Origin of the sequence: Acetomicrobium flavidum (genome assembly GCF_900129645.1) — a bacterium.
Lineage (GTDB): Bacteria > Synergistota > Synergistia > Synergistales > Acetomicrobiaceae > Acetomicrobium > Acetomicrobium flavidum.
Window position 1 is genome coordinate 598,597 of the sequence record NZ_FSQZ01000001.1, and the last position, 14,969, is coordinate 613,565.

Genomic DNA, 14,969 nt, shown 5'->3' on the forward strand with positions numbered 1-14,969 from the left:
TAATTACAGTCGAAGTATTCCGCCAGCTTTGCCCTTTCGCCTTACCAACCCTTCGTAATGGCGCATTAAAAGCTGGGCTTCTATCTGCTGAACGGTCTCAAGCGCAACGCCTACGACGATCAGTACGGCGGTACCGCCAAAATAAAAGGTCGTTATGCCGAGCATTTGCGTCAATAGCGAGGGCAATATGGCGATGGCTGCAAGGAAAACTGCTCCCCCCAAGGTAACCCTGGACAGGACCTTTTCGATGTAGTCCGCCGTTGGACGCCCAGGCCTTATGCCGGGGATGAAGCCCCCGTATTTTTTAAGGTTATTTGCCACATCGGCGGGGTTAAACACCACGGCAGTATAAAAATATGTGAAAAATATGATCAGCAGCACGTAAAGAACCATGTAAAGAGGACTGCTGGGAGAAAGCAACTTGGATATTGCCTGTGCAAATCCCCCCGAGAAGAACCTCGCAATAGTGCTGGGAAACAAAAGGACCGATGAGGCAAATATTATCGGAATAACCCCGGCGCTATTGACCCTTAAAGGGATAAACGTGGTCTGTCCGCCGTACACCTTGGTCCCCACGACCCTCTTGGCGTATTGGACAGGCAGGCGCCTTTGTCCTTCCTGAAGCAGGATGCATCCTGCTATGACGATCACCATGATGATGAGGGCCAACAGCAGCGTAATGAGATTCAGCTCGCCCGTCCTCAAAAGCTTAAACGTTCGCGTGATCGACTCGGGGATGCGCGCAACGATTCCCGCGAAGATCAAAAGCGATATGCCGTTTCCGATGCCGTGGTCGGAGATCATCTCCCCCAGCCACATCACTGCAATGGATCCCGCCACGAGGGTGACGATGGCTACAAATACTGAAATGCCACCCACATATATGACGTTCATGCTCCTCAGCCAAAGGACCATCCCCACAGCCTGTATGGCAGAAAAGAGTATCGTCGATATCCTGGTGTACTGAACGATCTTGCGCCTTCCCTCTTCGCCTTCCTTCTGCATCTTCTCGACGGCCGGTATGACAACGGCTAAAAGCTGCATGACGATGCTTGCGTTTATGTAGGGGGTTACGCCAAGAGCGAATATGCTGAATCTACGTAGCGCACCGCCTGCAAAGAGGTCAAACAGGTTTAAAACGCCCCCCTGCTCAAAGAGGCTAGCCATAGCCTTTGCATCCACTCCAGGCGTAGGGATATGTGCTCCCAGACGGAATACCAGCAAGATCCCCAGCACAAACAAGATCCTGCTTTTCAGATCCGGCAGGCGAAACACGTCACGCAAGGCGCTAAACACCTAAATCACCTCTGCCCTGCCGCCGGCCGATTCGATCTTGCTCTTTGCGCTTGCGCTGAACATGTGCGCCTTAACGGTGAGCGGGATTGTCATCTCGCCATTGCCCAGCACCTTGACGGGCGTAAAGGCATCCCCAATGAGGCCTGCTTCACGCATCTGCTCCGGTCCAACTGTGCTGCCGGGCTCAAACCTTCCCTCCAGGGCAGATACGTTTATGTATTGATACGCCTTGGCAAAGCGGGCATTATTAAATCCCCTCTTGGGTATCCTTCTGACAAGGGGCATCTGCCCTCCCTCAAAACTGGCAGGGATGCTGGCACCGGTCCTGGATTTTTGTCCTTTATGTCCACGTGTAGCAGTGCCTCCGTGACCACTTCCCTTGCCTCGACCTATTCTCTTGGGATCCTTTTTGGCGCCCATAGGGGCGCGCAAATCGTGTATGCGCATTTTAATTCCCTCCCGACTAGTCGACGATGTCCCATTCTACCAGATGTGCAACGGCACGTATCATCCCTCGAATTTGAGGCGTATCGTCGTGTATCACGCTATGGTTCAACTTCTTGAGCCCCAAAGCTCTAATGCACCTACGCTGTCTTTCCGGATGGCTTATGGTGCTTTTCTTCCATGTAATGCGAATCCTGGACATGATATCATCCCTCCGTTAAGCTTGTTCGCTTTTGCCCCGTAATTTCATGACCTCATCCGGACTGCGCAGAGCTTTGACCGCCTCGAGAGTGGCATAGGCAACGTTGATGGGATTTGACGTCCTGCCTATGACCTTGGTCAAGACGTCTTTTACTCCGCCAAGCTCCATGATGGCTCGCACAACCGCTCCCGCTATAACTCCCGTTCCGGGAGCAGCCGGCCTAAGCAATACCTCTGCCGCCCCGAAACTCGCTATTACGGGATGAGGAATGGTATTTCCGACCTTTTTGACCTCTACAAGGTTTTTTTTGGCCTTTTCGATGCCCTTGCGTACAGCTTCGGGTATTTCCCTTGCCTTGCCCAATCCCACGCCTATATAGCGCTCGCCATCGCCTACCACTACGAGGACGCTGAACTTAAACCTTTTTCCGCCCTTTACCACCTTGCTGACCCTGTTTATAGCTATAACCCTCTCGGTTAACTCTACGCCCTTCGGTATCGTTATCCTGACCATGCAAAGATTCCCCCCTTACAGCTTCAATCCGGCTTCGCGAGCAGCATCGGCAAGCGCCTTGACCTTACCGTGATAGGCGTGGCCGCCGCGATCGAAGACGACTTCCTTGATGCCCAGCTCAAGCGCTCTTTTAGCCACAAGCTCACCGACCGCTTTGGCCGCTGCGACGGAGCCGGTGCTCAGCTGAAGGGGCTTGAGCTCTTTGTCCAAGGTGGATGCGGAAACCAGCGTATGTCCCCGCTCGTCATCGATGACCTGCGCGTATATATGCTTGAGGCTCCTGAAGACACAAAGCCGCGGCTTATCGGAAGTGCCGTATATCCTCTTTCTGATCCTTTCGTGTCGAAGAAGGCGCATCTCATTACGCGATTTATGTTTGATCAAAGTTGTCCACCTCCACTATTTAGCGCTAGCCTTGCCGGTCTTGCGCTTAACCACTTCGCCGACATATCTGATTCCCTTGCCCTTATAAGGCTCAGGCGCCCTAAAGGACCTTATTATGGCGGCCACTTGACCTACGGTCTGTTTGTCTATTCCCGAGACCTTGATCTTCGTAGGTCCGTCAGTCGTAACGGTTATGCCCTTCGGCGGCACGTATTCGACAGGGTTAGAGTAGCCCAGGTTCAACACCAGCTTTTGCCCCTGCATCTGTGCCCTGTATCCGACTCCCACGATCTCGAGATCCTTCTCGAAACCAGCGGTCACGCCGGTCACGAGGTTGTTAAGCATTGCCCTGGTGAGCCCGTGAAAGGCTCTTGTCTTTTTGTCGTCCTCTCTTCGAGTTACCTTTATATGCTCGTCAGTCAGCTCTACGTCTATGTTCGGGAGCAATTCAAAGCTCAACTCCCCCTTGGGACCCTTTACCTTGACGGTCCTTCCGCTCAAGGTAACGCTTACCCCTTTGGGGATTGGTATTGGTTTCCGTCCAATCCTAGACAACTTCCTCTCCCCCTTACCACACGTAGCAAAGGACTTCTCCGCCGAGGCCCTTTTTCCTTGCCTCGACATCGGTCATCAGTCCGCTCGAAGTAGATATTATCGCGATTCCAAGACCGCCCATGACCTTGGGCAGATCTCTGCTGTTAACGTATATGCGCCTTCCTGGCTTGCTCACTCGACGCAAACCCTGAATTACGCGTTCCCTATTTGGCCCGTAGTTCAAATATATCCGCAATATCTGATAAGGTTTCCCGGGGTCGCTTATCACTTTAAAATTCTTGATGTAACCCTCGTCCTTCAACACTCGCGCTATGCGATGCTTCATGTTGCTCATGGGTATATCGACTATCTCGTGATAGGCCATGTTTGCATTGCGTATGCGCGTTAACATATCAGCAATCGGATCTGTAACATACATCGCCGATCCTCCTTTGTTTCATAGGGCTACCAACTCGATTTGACGACTCCAGGTATTTTACCCTGTCGCGCCAAATCCCTAAAACAGCACCTACACATGTTAAATTTCCGCATAAAAGCCCTGGGTCGTCCGCAAAGCGGACATCTATTGTACTTTCTCACTTTGAATTTAGGCTCCCTTTGGGCTTTTATCTCAAGAGCTTTCCTCGACATCTGATCGCAACCTCCTCATCACTGCCTAAAGGGCATGCCCAGCTCTTTAAGCAGACCATAAGCTTCCTCGTCCGTTTTGGCCGTCGTCGTGATGCTAACGTTCATGCCTCGGATACGGGCAACGCTGTCGTAGTCTATTTCGGGGAAGATCAACTGCTCCCTTAAGCCCAAGTTGTAATTCCCGCGTCCGTCAAGGCCTTTACGCGATATGCCCTGAAAGTCCTTTATCCTCGGCAGCGCAAGGGATATGAGCCTATCAAGGAACTCCCACATCTTCGGGCCCCTGAGCGTCACGCAACAGGCAACCGGCATGCCCTTTCTGACCTTAAACCCTGCGACCGATTTCCTTGCCCTCTTAAGCACGGGTCTTTGTCCCGTGATCGTGGCAAGCTCGTTCATGGCCGCATCAAGATACTTTATGTCCTGTTTTGCTTCGCTAACACCTATATTCACGACGACCTTCTCGATCCTCGGCACCTGCATGACATTTTTATAATTGAACTCCTTAATCATGCGCGGAACAACTTCGTTTCTGTATTTTTCAAGCAATCGCGGAACCATTTGCCTGTTCCTCCTCAACCTAAAGCTTGTCAACTATCTCGCCACATTTCTTGCAGAGGCGAACCTTACGCCCATCCTCCAAAAAGGCACGAGACACTCGCGTCGCCTTGCCACAGGCAGGGCAAACCAGCATCACCTTATCAGCATGAATGGGAGCTTCCTGTCGCATGATCCCGCCCTGGGGGTTCTTCTGTGAGGGGCGCGTATGTTTGGCTACGACGTTCACGCCCTCGACCAATAGCATCCCCTCTGAAGGAATGCGACGCAAAACCTTCCCTTCCTTGCCTTTATCCTTACCGGAGATTACGCGGACGAGATCTCCCTTTTTAATTCGCATCTTAGTCATACGTCATCCGCCTCCCTAGACGACCTCGGGGGCCAACGACACTATGCGCGTGTAGCCCCTGTCGCGCAATTCCCTGGCAACAGGGCCAAATATGCGCGTCCCTCGAGGGTTTCCCTGATTGTCAATTATCACAGCTGCATTATCGTCAAAGCGAACATAAGACCCGTCGCGTCGCCTCAGTTCCTTCCGCACGCGCACGATAACGGCACGAACGACGTCGCCCTTCTTTATATTGCTGTTGGGTATGGCCTCCTTGACGGATGCGACGATTACGTCGCCAATCGTGCCATATCGCCTATAGCTTCCTCCCATTACCTGAATGCATCTGATCTTCTTCGCACCCGAATTATCGGCCACGTTCAACATCGTATGTAACTGTATCATGGCCTCTATTCCTCCTCGATCGACTCAGTGTATTCCATAAGAGGAGCACGCTCCAAGATTTTAACGACCTTCCATCTCTTTCTCTTGGAAAGCGGTCTCGTCTCCTCTATCAGCACTTTATCGCCTATGGAACAAGCGTTTTCCTCGTCATGAGCCATGAACTTCTTGCTCTTCAAGACGGGCTTGTCGTAAAGGGCGTGCTTTGCCATCCGGTCCACCCTGACCACGACGGTCTTGTCCATCTTATTGCTGACGACAATACCCCTTCTTACCTTCCTTTGAGCTTTACGCTCCTCCATCGAACTCCCTCCTTTAACTCAGCACCGAGGAGCGGTCTCGCCCGGTTTCTTTCTCGCGCATAATGGTAAGTATCCTGGCAATCGTCCGCTTCACTTCGGTGATCCTGGCAGTATTGGAGAGCTGACCAATGGCGTGTTGAAAGCGAAGATTGTACAGTTCTTTCTTGTATTCTTTATGCTTTTCCTTCAATTCATCAATGGTCAGGTCGCGCAACTCTTTAGGTTTCATTATGCTTCACCACCCAATTCTTCCCTTTCGATCACTCGGACCTTTATGGGCAATTTATGTGCTGCAGAACGGAAGGCTTCCTCCATGACTTCCCTCGGGACGCCCGCCACTTCAAACAGCACTCGCCCTCTCTTGACTGGAGCTACCCAAAACTCCGGGGCGCCCTTGCCCTTTCCCATCCTCGTCTCTAACGGCTTTTTCGTGTAGGCGACATCGGGAAAGATCCTTATCCAAAGCTTACCGCCCTTCTTCATCTTTCGGGTAATGGCTACACGAGCAGCCTCGATCTGTCGTGCGGTCAACCAGACGTTTTCAAGGGCCTGCAATCCGTAGTCTCCAAATGCCACCGTTGCGCCACCCTTAGTTCTTCCTCGCAAAGGCCTGCGAAAGGGTTTTCTATATTTCACTCTCTTTGGCATTAACATGATCGATTCACCTCCTCTCGCCCGTTACCTCGTCTTGAGGTTTCTGTGTGAGCGAGGGCAATACATCTCCGTTGTAAATCCACACCTTAACGCCGATTACGCCATACATGGTCTTGGCCTCGGCAAATCCATAATCTATGTCCGCCCTCAAAGTCGACAGCGGCAGCCTGCCCTCCAGGTACCACTCCCGCCTGGCTATCTCGGCACCTCCCAAACGACCGGAACACTGAGTCTTTATGCCCAAAGCGCCGGCCTTCATGGCACGAAATATGCCCTGCTTCATGGCTCGCCTGAAGGAGACCCTTCGCTCCAACGCAGAGGCAATGCCCTCGGCGACTATTTGGGCGTTTCTGTCGGGGTTTTTGATCTCCTGCACGTTTATCATGACCCTTGATCCGGTCATCTTTTGAAGCTCATCGCGAACCTCCTGAATTTCGCTTCCGCCCTTGCCTATTACGACACCGGGCCTGGCCGTCCAAATCGTAAAGCGGATCACGTTTCCTATCCTCTCTATCTCGACGGAAGAGATGCCGGCGTGACCCCATCTCTCCTTGATCCACTTGCGCAACTTTATGTCCTCGTGAAGCTGCCTTGCAAAGTTCTTTTTATCGGCATACCATCGCGACTCCCAGTCGCGGACAACACCCAGACGATAACCAACGGGATGAACTTTCTGTCCCATCTCTATACCTCCTTGCCTTCCGCAACAACTATGGTAATATGACAGGTTCGATGGTTGAAGGGGTGAGCCCTTCCCATTGATACTGGCTTAAACCTCTTTAAGGTAGGGCCTTCATCCGCGACCGCCTTGACCACGTACAGCTCGTCAACGCTCAAGCCAAAATTATGGTCAGCGTTGGCGATAGCGCTATTCAGCGTCTTTTCGATATAGCGCGCCGCCTTTTTGGGACAGTAGCGCAAGATCAAGAGTGCTTCGCCCGCCTTTTTGCCCCTTATTAAGGACAGTACCTGTCGCGCCTTAAAGGGTGAAATTCTAACCTGTTTAGACACAGCTCTTACTTCCATCCTCGTTCACCCCTACCTTACCTTGGTGGCACGCTCTTGTCCTGCGTGTCCTCCAAATTTGCGCGTCGGAGCAAATTCGCCAAGTTTATGGCCCACCATGTTCTCGCTTATGTAGATCGGTATATGAGTGCGTCCGTTGTGGACTGCAATCGTATGCCCGATCATGCCGGGAACGATCGTAGATCTCCTAGACCAAGTTTTGATCACGCGCTTCGTTCCTGTCGCGTTCATCTCCTCGATCCTCTTTAGCAACTTTGAGTCCACGTAGGGACCCTTTTTTACTGAACGGGGCATGAATTAACTACCTCCCTTATGAAGCGTTTCTGCGACGAACGATATACTTGCTCGATGCCTTCTTGGGCCTGCGGGTCTTATACCCCTTGGCCGGAACTCCCGTGGCAGAAACCGGATGCTTGTTGGACTTGGTCCTGCCTTCGCCGCCACCGAGCGGATGGTCGACAGGGTTCATCGCTATAGGCCTGGTGCGAGGCTTTCTGCCAAGCCACCTCTTCCTACCGGCCTTTCCATGAACTTCATTTTCGTGTTCCACGTTGCCCACCTGGCCGACGGTAGCCATGCAATCCTGCAAGACGTACCTTATCTCACCGCTGGGCATCCTGAGCAGTACATATTTTCCCTCTTTGGCCATGATCTGAACTTGAGCGCCTGCAGAACGGGCCATGACGCCACCGCGACCGGGCTGGAGCTCGACGTTGTGGACAAATGTGCCAACCGGTATATCTCGAAGCTTTAAGGCATTGCCCGGTTTTATGTCAGCACCCTCGCCGGCCATGACCGTATCGCCTACGTTCAATCCTACAGGGGCCAGAATATAGCGCTTCTCGCCGTCCAGATAATGTATGAGCGCTATCCTTGAGGACCTGTTAGGATCGTACTCTATGGCAGCTACCTTGCCGGGAACGCCGAATTTATCCCGCTTGAAGTCTACGACCCGGTATAACCTCTTGTGTCCGCCCCCACGATGGTTTGCCGTAATCCTTCCGAAGTTATTCCTCCCGGCCGAATTCTTCTTCAACGAGACTACTAAGCTTTTTTCGGCTTCGTCTCTCGTGATATCGGAAAAATCCGAAACGGCCATTTGACGTCTCCCGGGAGTAGTGGGTTTATATTTTTTGATTCCCATTGAACTTCCTCCTTTACGTCCTTACGCCCTCAAAAAACTCGATGCGCTCGCCGGGAGCCAATGTGACGATAGCTTTTTTCCACCCTTTCGAGCGTCCTAAAAATCGACCAAGGCGCTTAGGTTTTGGCTTCATGTTTACGGTATGTACCTTGTCGACCTTGACCGAAAATATCTCTTCTATAGCCTTCTTGATCTCCACCTTATTGGCATCGGGATGCACCTCAAAGGTGTACTTGTTGTAGGCCATATGCCTGTTGCTCTTCTCCGTTATGATGGGCCGTAAAATGATATCGTAGGCAGTTAAATTCATGCCGAGTACACCTCCTCCAGCCTTTGAGCCGCATCTTTTGTCAAGATCAGATGCTCATGGTTTAGGATCTCATACACGTTGATGCCATCCACGTGCAAGACCTTCATGCCCGGTATATTCTGAGAAGCCATGTAGACGGATGGCATGGACTCGTGGATCACCATCAACGGTTTATCCTGAGCATTGACATTTGCCAAAAAGGCACACATATCCTTCGTCTTGTAGGACAGCGATTCGATGCCCTCGACCAAGAGCAATTTATTTTCCTTTAGCTTCAGGCTCAAGGCGCTTCTCATGGCCAGGCGTCTTACTTTTTTGTTGACCTTCTGATCGTAAGAGCGCGGCTTTGGACCATGCGCAACTCCTCCTTTGATCCACAGAGGAGAGCGTATACTTCCCTGCCTTGCCCGTCCGGTGTGCTTTTGCCTCCAGGGCTTCCTCCCGCCACCGCGGACTTCTCCTCTCGTCTTCGTGGAATGTGTCCCCTGTCTTTGTGCCGCCAGGTAAGCCACTACGACCTGATGCATGGCAGGCACATGTATCCTGGATGCAAAGACCTCATCGGCAAGGGCAACTTCGCCCACCTTTTGTCCATCGATCCCAATTACGTCGACAGTAGGCATGACTAGCCCTCCTTCTTGCGCACCACGACAAGGCCGTTGCGCGGCCCCGGAATGGCACCTTTGATCAATAAGAGATTGTTCTCTTTGTCTATGGCCACGATAGAAAGGTTTTTGACGGTTACCCTTTCATTTCCCATACGACCGGGCATCGTCTTGCCCTTGAAGACATGGCTGGGGAAGCTGTTTGCTCCCGATGACCCCGATCTCCTGTGAAACAGGGAAGCACCGTGGCTTGCAGGACCTCCGCCGAAACCGTGTCGCTTCATGACGCCCGCATAACCCTTACCCTTACTGGTACCGGTGACGTCAACGACCTCGCCTACTTCAAAGATGGAGACGTCAATGGTCTGCCCAACTTCAAAGCCTGCCACGTCGTCCACGCGAAATTCACGCAACCAACGCTTCGGCTCCACGCCGGCACTTTTAAATACTCCCTGCAAGGGCTTGTTCAACCTGCTTGGCTTAACCTTCCCGAAACCCAATACCAAGGCCGTATATTTTTCAATTTCCGGCCTTCTCAAGGCAACGACAGTACAGGGACCTGCTTCTACTACGGTCACCGGTATCGCTATGCCCTGATCGTCATATATTTGGGTCATTCCCACTTTCAAGCCTAATATCCCTAAACTCATCCAGACTTCTCTCCTTTCAGCTCAGAGCTCCCTTAGAGTTGTATCTGTATATCCACTCCTGAAGGGAGGTTCAGCTGCATCAGCGCTTCCATGGTCTTCTGCGTGGGATCTATTATATCTATCAGGCGCTTATGAGTGCGCACTTCAAACTGTTCCCTCGCATCCTTATCTTTATGTGGTGACTTTAGCACCGTGTACTTGTTGATCACCGTAGGCAAAGGTATAGGACCGGATACCTTTGCCCCTGTCCTTTTAGCCGTGTCCGCGATCTGTAACGCTGATGCGTCTAAAACCCTATGATCAAAGGCCTTTAATTTAATCCTTATGTTTTGAGCCATCTTCACACCTCCCCTTTCATCTTTTAGGGGATTACTTATCCAGTATATCGGTCACTACGCCGGCACCTACCGTACGACCGCCTTCCCTTATGGCAAACCTCAAGCCCTTCTCCAGGGCTACGGGGACTATCAGCTTTACCTCTATGTTGGCGTTGTCGCCGGGCATGACCATCTCGACTCCCTCGGGAAGGGTTATCTCGCCGGTGACGTCGGTGGTCCTGAAGTAGAACTGCGGCTTATATCCGTTGAAGAAGGGGGTGTGCCTTCCGCCTTCCTCCTTCTTCAAGACGTATATCTCCGCCTTGAAGTGCTTGTGAGGGGTTATGGTGCCGGGCTTTGCGACGACCTGTCCTCTTTCAACGTCCTCCTTGTCGACGCCCCTCAAAAGTATCCCTATGTTGTCTCCGGCTATGGCCTCGTCCAAGACCTTCCTGAACATCTCGAGCGAAGTGGCCACGGTCTTTATCTTGTCCTCCCTCATCCCCACGATCTCTACTTCCTCGCCGGGGGTTATCCTTCCGCGCTCAACCCTGCCGGTCACGACGGTGCCGCGGCCCGTTATGGAGAATACGTCCTCTATGGGCATCAGGAAGGGCTGATCCACCGGTCGCTCGGGAAGAGGTATGTAGCTGTCGCAGGCGTCCATGAGCTCCCATATCTTTCCGCACCAGGGGCAATCCCTCTTGCCGCAACCGCACTCGAGGGCCTTCAATGCAGAGCCCCTTATCACGGGCACTTCGTCTCCGGGAAATCCGTAGCTTGAAAGCAGCTCCCTTACCTCCATCTCGACCAGGTCGAGCAATTCCTCGTCGTCAACCATGTCCACCTTGTTCATGAAGACCACTATTACGGGGACGTTTACCTGCCTTGCCAGAAGGACGTGTTCCCTCGTCTGGGGCATGGGGCCGTCTGCGGCAGATACGACGAGTATGGCTCCATCCATCTGGGCTGCTCCGGTGATCATGTTCTTTATGTAGTCGGCGTGTCCGGGGCAGTCGATGTGGGCGTAATGCCTGTGTTCGGTCTGATACTCCACGTGGGATATGCTAATGGTTATGCCTCTTTCCCTCTCCTCAGGGGCCTTGTCTATCTGGTCGAAGGGGGTGAAGTCGGCAAACCCTGCCGTGGACAGTACCCTCGTTATGGCTGCGGTCAAGGTGGTCTTGCCGTGGTCGATATGTCCTATGGTTCCTATGTTTAGATGCGGTTTTACCCTTTCAAACTTAGACTTTGCCATGCTTGTCAGCCTCCCTTAAAAATTAAATTAGCTCAAATTTCATTTCTCAACGGCGAGCACCTAAGATGCTGACGCCAAGAGTTTTTCGGCCACTTCGGCCGGCACTTCCTCGTAGTGGCTGAACTTCATCGTAAACGTCGCCCTACCGGAAGTCTTATTCCTAAGCGCGCTTGCGTATCCGAACATCTCGGCCAACGGAACATAAGCCTTTACGACCTTGGCTCCCGACCTTGTGGTCATGCCCTCAATTCTGCCCCTTCTCGAGGATAGGTCTCCCATCACATCGCCCAGGTATTCCTCGGGGGTTACGACCTCAACCTCCATTATCGGCTCCATCAAAACGGGATTGGCCTTTCTCATGGCCTCCTTAAATGCCATGGAGGCAGCTATCTTGAAGGCCATCTCGGAGCTGTCCACTTCATGAAAGCTTCCGTCAACCAGGGAGACCTTGACTCCAATCACGGGGAATCCCCCAACGATACCGCTGGTAAGGGCTTCCTCCACTCCCTTTTGGACAGCCGGTATGAACTCCTTGGGTATGACGCCGCCGACGATCTTGTCCTCGAACTCGTAACCGGAGTGCCCTGGAAGCGGCTCTACCTCCAGCACGACATGCCCGTACTGGCCACGGCCGCCGGACTGGCGTATGAACTTACCCTCTCCCTTGGCGGGCTTCTTTATGGCCTCGCGATAAGCCACCTGTGGCTTACCTACCCTGACATCGACGCCGAATTCCCTTCTTAGTCTGTCGACTATGATCTCGAGGTGCAGCTCGCCCATGCCGGAAATAATGGTCTGACCGGTCTCATGATCTATTGCCACCCTAAACGTCGGGTCTTCCTCCGAAAGGGCAGCCAACCCCTTGGACAACTTGACCTGATCGGCCTTGCTCGCCGGCTCTATGGCCAAGGAGATTACGGGTTCGGGGATGTTCATTCCCTCTAGCACTATTGGCTCCTTTTCATCGCACAGCGTATCTCCCGTCCTGGTACCCTTAAGCCCCGGGATGGCAATTATGGTGCCGGCAAAGGCAGAATCGATATCTTCACGCTTGTTGGCATGGATCCTCAAGATTCTGCCGACGCGTTCCTTGCGCCCGGTCGTGGCATTGAGCACTGACATGCCCGTATGCAACGTACCGCAGTATATCCTGGTGTAGACGACCCGTCCAACGTAAGGATCGACCAGGACCTTAAAGGCCAGAGCCGTAAGCGGTCCCTCTGGATCCGTATGGCGCACGACCTCCTCGCCCGTTAAGGGATTAACGCCCTTGATGGGAGGAATGTCGAGCGGAGACGGCAAATAATCGATGACCGCATCCAGCAACAGCTGAATGCCCTTATTTTTAAGGGCAGATCCGCAAAGAAGCGGAACCAGCTTTAAGTTTATGGTCCCGAAACGCAAAGCCTCTTTGATCTTCTCGCGAGAGACTTCCTTGCCGTCAAGGTAAGCTTCCATGATTTCGTCATCCACCTCGGCCAGGGACTCTACGAGGCGCTCGCGCCATTTTTGCGCTTCATCGACGTAAGCTTGCGGAATTTCTTCCAGCTCCATTCGAGTGCCCAGCTCATCGGTATACTCTATGGCCCTCATCTCGACGAGATCTATTATACCTGCAAAGGCCTCCTCGCAACCCATGGGAAGCTGGATTGGCACAGGAGTTGCACCCAAGCGTTCCTCTATCTGCGACATAACGTCGAAGAAGTTGGCCCCGACCCTGTCCATCTTGTTCACAAAGGCGATCCTCGGTACCTTATACTTGTCAAGTTGACGCCACACCGTCTCGGATTGAGGTTCAACACCGCCAACGGCACAGAACACCGCAACGGCCCCATCCAACACCCTGAGCGAGCGTTCAACCTCCATCGTAAAATCCACGTGCCCGGGTGTATCAATTAGGTTGATCATATGATTTTTCCAATAACACGTTGTGGCCGCCGACGATATGGTTATGCCGCGTTCCCGCTCCTGCTCCATGAAGTCCATGGTAGCAGCGCCTTCATGAACTTCACCTATTTTGTGAATCTTTCCCGTATAAAACAATATTCGCTCCGAAGTCGTAGTCTTACCTGCATCTATATGGGCAGCTATGCCTATGTTACGAATGCTTCGGATATCTATCCCGCCATCGCTCATGCCTTACAAATCACCACCTATGCAATATAACCTTACCAACGATAGTGAGCGAATGCCCTGTTGGCCTCGGCCATCTTATGCGTATCTTCTCTTTTCTTTACTGCTGCACCTTCTCCTTTGTAGGCATCCACGAACTCCCTGGCCAAACGCTCGGTCATGGGGATACCCTTACGGGATCTGGCGCTATTTATGATCCATCGAATTGCCAAGGCCTGCGCGCGATCCGGAGCAACCTCCACGGGAACTTGGTAAGTGGCTCCGCCTACGCGTCTGGGCCTGACCTCGATCAATGGCTTAACGTTTTCCAAGGCCTTATCGAATACCTCATCGGGATTTACGTTAAGCCTCTTGGCAGCTTGCTGTAAAGCTCCATAGACAATCCGCTCGGCAACGCTCTTCTTGCCATCATACATTACGGAGTGGATGAACTTGGTTATTGCCTCACTCCTGAACATCGGATCCGGACTGACCTTCCTTTTAGTCACATGCCCCTTTCGCGGCATTATGTCGACCTCCTCGCTTACCCGTCTCTATTAGGACTTAGGCTTCCTCACGCCGTACTTGGATCTGCCCTGGCGGCGATTTTCTACCCCGCCGCAATCGAGTGCTCCGCGTATGATATGATAACGGACACCGGGCAAGTCCTTGACACGTCCGCCTCGAACCAACACTACCGAGTGTTCCTGGAGGTTGTGCCCTATGCCCGGAATATAGGCCGTAACCTCTATTCCGTTCGTCAACCTAACGCGGGCGACCTTCCTCAAGGCGGAGTTAGGCTTCTTCGGGGTAACGGTATATACCCTGGTACAAACCCCTCTCTTTTGAGGATTCCCCTGCAACGCAGGAGCTCCGGAACGTTTTTTCTTCTCTTCACGCCCTTGGCGTATCAACTGATTTATGGTAGCCACAAAAGTCCCCCCTTCAATTATCTAGGCTTCCTTTGCCTGCCTACATTTCAACAAGCCCGCAACTGCTGCAGGTCTCTCTATAACACATGCCCTACCCAGGACCTTGGAACTGTCGACCCATTCCACCGGTATCTTTCTAATCTCCGCTTCCCTCAAGACCGGCTCACTGACCTCGGCATCGGCATCGCGGGCAATGAATACTTTTTCGATTTCCGACCTCAACATCCTGCGAAGGACACTCTTGGCTCCCACGACGCGATCGCCTTCTATAAGCTCCTGTAAAGGCATGACAAACCACCCTCTTGCGACATGAGCACCGAGGAATGATATCAACGCCGGCGCTTTAT

27 protein-coding genes are annotated in these 14,969 nt (G+C 52.5%); all 27 read right to left on the bottom strand.

The window, feature by feature from the left end; all coding sequences use genetic code 11:
- Positions 1–3 precede the first annotated feature (3 nt).
- Genes secY through BUQ78_RS03190 form a run of 27 tightly spaced genes read right to left on the bottom strand, consistent with a single transcriptional unit; the run spans position 4 to position 14,910 of the window.
- Complete coding sequence (secY, locus tag BUQ78_RS03060) at positions 4–1,296, bottom strand: preprotein translocase subunit SecY (protein WP_014806385.1); 1,293 nt, start codon at positions 1,294–1,296, stop codon at positions 4–6.
- Entirely contained in the window at positions 1,297–1,743 is a 447-nt protein-coding gene (rplO, locus tag BUQ78_RS03065; protein WP_014806384.1) for a 50S ribosomal protein L15, read from the bottom strand.
- Between the two features lie 16 nt (positions 1,744–1,759).
- On the bottom strand, positions 1,760–1,942 hold the full coding sequence (gene rpmD / locus BUQ78_RS03070; protein ID WP_014806383.1) for a 50S ribosomal protein L30: 183 nt from the start codon (positions 1,940–1,942) through the stop codon (positions 1,760–1,762).
- Positions 1,943–1,957: 15 nt separating this feature from the next.
- A complete protein-coding gene (gene rpsE, locus BUQ78_RS03075; protein ID WP_014806382.1) occupies positions 1,958–2,455 on the bottom strand; it encodes a 30S ribosomal protein S5 in 498 nt (165 codons plus the stop codon).
- Between the two features lie 15 nt (positions 2,456–2,470).
- Positions 2,471–2,839, bottom strand: coding sequence for a 50S ribosomal protein L18 (rplR, locus tag BUQ78_RS03080; protein ID WP_014806381.1), 369 nt, complete (start codon positions 2,837–2,839; stop codon positions 2,471–2,473).
- Positions 2,840–2,854: 15 nt separating this feature from the next.
- Positions 2,855–3,394, bottom strand: coding sequence for a 50S ribosomal protein L6 (rplF, locus tag BUQ78_RS03085; RefSeq protein ID WP_074199240.1), 540 nt, complete (start codon positions 3,392–3,394; stop codon positions 2,855–2,857).
- A gap of 13 nt (positions 3,395–3,407) precedes the next feature.
- Complete coding sequence (rpsH, locus tag BUQ78_RS03090; protein WP_014806379.1) at positions 3,408–3,812, bottom strand: 30S ribosomal protein S8; 405 nt, start codon at positions 3,810–3,812, stop codon at positions 3,408–3,410.
- Between the two features lie 26 nt (positions 3,813–3,838).
- Complete coding sequence (locus tag BUQ78_RS03095; RefSeq protein ID WP_014806378.1) at positions 3,839–4,024, bottom strand: type Z 30S ribosomal protein S14; 186 nt, start codon at positions 4,022–4,024, stop codon at positions 3,839–3,841.
- Between the two features lie 18 nt (positions 4,025–4,042).
- Positions 4,043–4,585: a 50S ribosomal protein L5 gene (gene rplE / locus BUQ78_RS03100; RefSeq protein ID WP_014806377.1), complete on the bottom strand. Its 543-nt coding sequence runs from the start codon at positions 4,583–4,585 to the stop codon at positions 4,043–4,045.
- A 19-nt stretch (positions 4,586–4,604) separates the two neighbouring features.
- Complete coding sequence (gene rplX / locus BUQ78_RS03105) at positions 4,605–4,931, bottom strand: 50S ribosomal protein L24 (protein ID WP_014806376.1); 327 nt, start codon at positions 4,929–4,931, stop codon at positions 4,605–4,607.
- A 15-nt stretch (positions 4,932–4,946) separates the two neighbouring features.
- Positions 4,947–5,315 carry a 50S ribosomal protein L14 gene (rplN, locus tag BUQ78_RS03110; protein ID WP_014806375.1) on the bottom strand — a complete coding sequence of 123 codons (369 nt, stop codon included), beginning with the start codon at positions 5,313–5,315 and terminating at the stop codon, positions 4,947–4,949.
- 5 nt (positions 5,316–5,320) lie between these two features.
- Positions 5,321–5,614: a 30S ribosomal protein S17 gene (gene rpsQ, locus BUQ78_RS03115; protein ID WP_014806374.1), complete on the bottom strand. Its 294-nt coding sequence runs from the start codon at positions 5,612–5,614 to the stop codon at positions 5,321–5,323.
- Between the two features lie 13 nt (positions 5,615–5,627).
- Positions 5,628–5,843 (bottom strand): 50S ribosomal protein L29, encoded by a 216-nt coding sequence (gene rpmC, locus BUQ78_RS03120; protein ID WP_014806373.1) that lies wholly within the window; start codon positions 5,841–5,843, stop codon positions 5,628–5,630.
- Positions 5,843–6,268, bottom strand: a complete 426-nt coding sequence (gene rplP / locus BUQ78_RS03125; protein WP_014806372.1) for a 50S ribosomal protein L16 — start codon at positions 6,266–6,268, stop codon at positions 5,843–5,845. The genes rpmC and rplP overlap by 1 nt, the downstream gene beginning before the upstream one ends.
- Before the next feature lie 7 nt (positions 6,269–6,275).
- Positions 6,276–6,950 carry a 30S ribosomal protein S3 gene (rpsC, locus tag BUQ78_RS03130; protein ID WP_014806371.1) on the bottom strand — a complete coding sequence of 225 codons (675 nt, stop codon included), beginning with the start codon at positions 6,948–6,950 and terminating at the stop codon, positions 6,276–6,278.
- 2 nt (positions 6,951–6,952) lie between these two features.
- Positions 6,953–7,294: a 50S ribosomal protein L22 gene (rplV, locus tag BUQ78_RS03135; RefSeq protein WP_014806370.1), complete on the bottom strand. Its 342-nt coding sequence runs from the start codon at positions 7,292–7,294 to the stop codon at positions 6,953–6,955.
- Positions 7,295–7,306: 12 nt separating this feature from the next.
- Positions 7,307–7,588 (bottom strand): 30S ribosomal protein S19, encoded by a 282-nt coding sequence (gene rpsS, locus BUQ78_RS03140; protein ID WP_014806369.1) that lies wholly within the window; start codon positions 7,586–7,588, stop codon positions 7,307–7,309.
- A 16-nt stretch (positions 7,589–7,604) separates the two neighbouring features.
- A complete protein-coding gene (rplB, locus tag BUQ78_RS03145; RefSeq protein ID WP_074199241.1) occupies positions 7,605–8,438 on the bottom strand; it encodes a 50S ribosomal protein L2 in 834 nt (277 codons plus the stop codon).
- Positions 8,439–8,451: 13 nt separating this feature from the next.
- Complete coding sequence (gene rplW, locus BUQ78_RS03150; protein ID WP_014806367.1) at positions 8,452–8,748, bottom strand: 50S ribosomal protein L23; 297 nt, start codon at positions 8,746–8,748, stop codon at positions 8,452–8,454.
- A complete protein-coding gene (rplD, locus tag BUQ78_RS03155) occupies positions 8,745–9,371 on the bottom strand; it encodes a 50S ribosomal protein L4 (RefSeq protein WP_074199242.1) in 627 nt (208 codons plus the stop codon). The genes rplW and rplD overlap by 4 nt, the downstream gene beginning before the upstream one ends.
- A 2-nt stretch (positions 9,372–9,373) precedes the next feature.
- Positions 9,374–10,003 carry a 50S ribosomal protein L3 gene (rplC, locus tag BUQ78_RS03160; RefSeq protein ID WP_014806365.1) on the bottom strand — a complete coding sequence of 210 codons (630 nt, stop codon included), beginning with the start codon at positions 10,001–10,003 and terminating at the stop codon, positions 9,374–9,376.
- A 32-nt stretch (positions 10,004–10,035) separates the two neighbouring features.
- Entirely contained in the window at positions 10,036–10,341 is a 306-nt protein-coding gene (gene rpsJ, locus BUQ78_RS03165; RefSeq protein WP_014806364.1) for a 30S ribosomal protein S10, read from the bottom strand.
- 31 nt (positions 10,342–10,372) lie between these two features.
- The gene (tuf, locus tag BUQ78_RS03170; RefSeq protein WP_014806106.1) at positions 10,373–11,578 is read right to left on the bottom strand and encodes an elongation factor Tu; all 1,206 of its coding nucleotides are present in this window, start codon (positions 11,576–11,578) and stop codon (positions 10,373–10,375) included.
- Positions 11,579–11,638: 60 nt separating this feature from the next.
- Positions 11,639–13,714 carry an elongation factor G gene (fusA, locus tag BUQ78_RS03175; protein WP_074199243.1) on the bottom strand — a complete coding sequence of 692 codons (2,076 nt, stop codon included), beginning with the start codon at positions 13,712–13,714 and terminating at the stop codon, positions 11,639–11,641.
- A gap of 32 nt (positions 13,715–13,746) precedes the next feature.
- Complete coding sequence (rpsG, locus tag BUQ78_RS03180) at positions 13,747–14,217, bottom strand: 30S ribosomal protein S7 (RefSeq protein WP_014806362.1); 471 nt, start codon at positions 14,215–14,217, stop codon at positions 13,747–13,749.
- Positions 14,218–14,247: 30 nt separating this feature from the next.
- Positions 14,248–14,622 (bottom strand): 30S ribosomal protein S12, encoded by a 375-nt coding sequence (rpsL, locus tag BUQ78_RS03185; protein WP_014806361.1) that lies wholly within the window; start codon positions 14,620–14,622, stop codon positions 14,248–14,250.
- A gap of 21 nt (positions 14,623–14,643) precedes the next feature.
- Positions 14,644–14,910, bottom strand: a complete 267-nt coding sequence (locus BUQ78_RS03190; protein ID WP_074199244.1) for a ribosomal L7Ae/L30e/S12e/Gadd45 family protein — start codon at positions 14,908–14,910, stop codon at positions 14,644–14,646.
- Between the last annotated feature and the right edge of the window lie 59 nt (positions 14,911–14,969).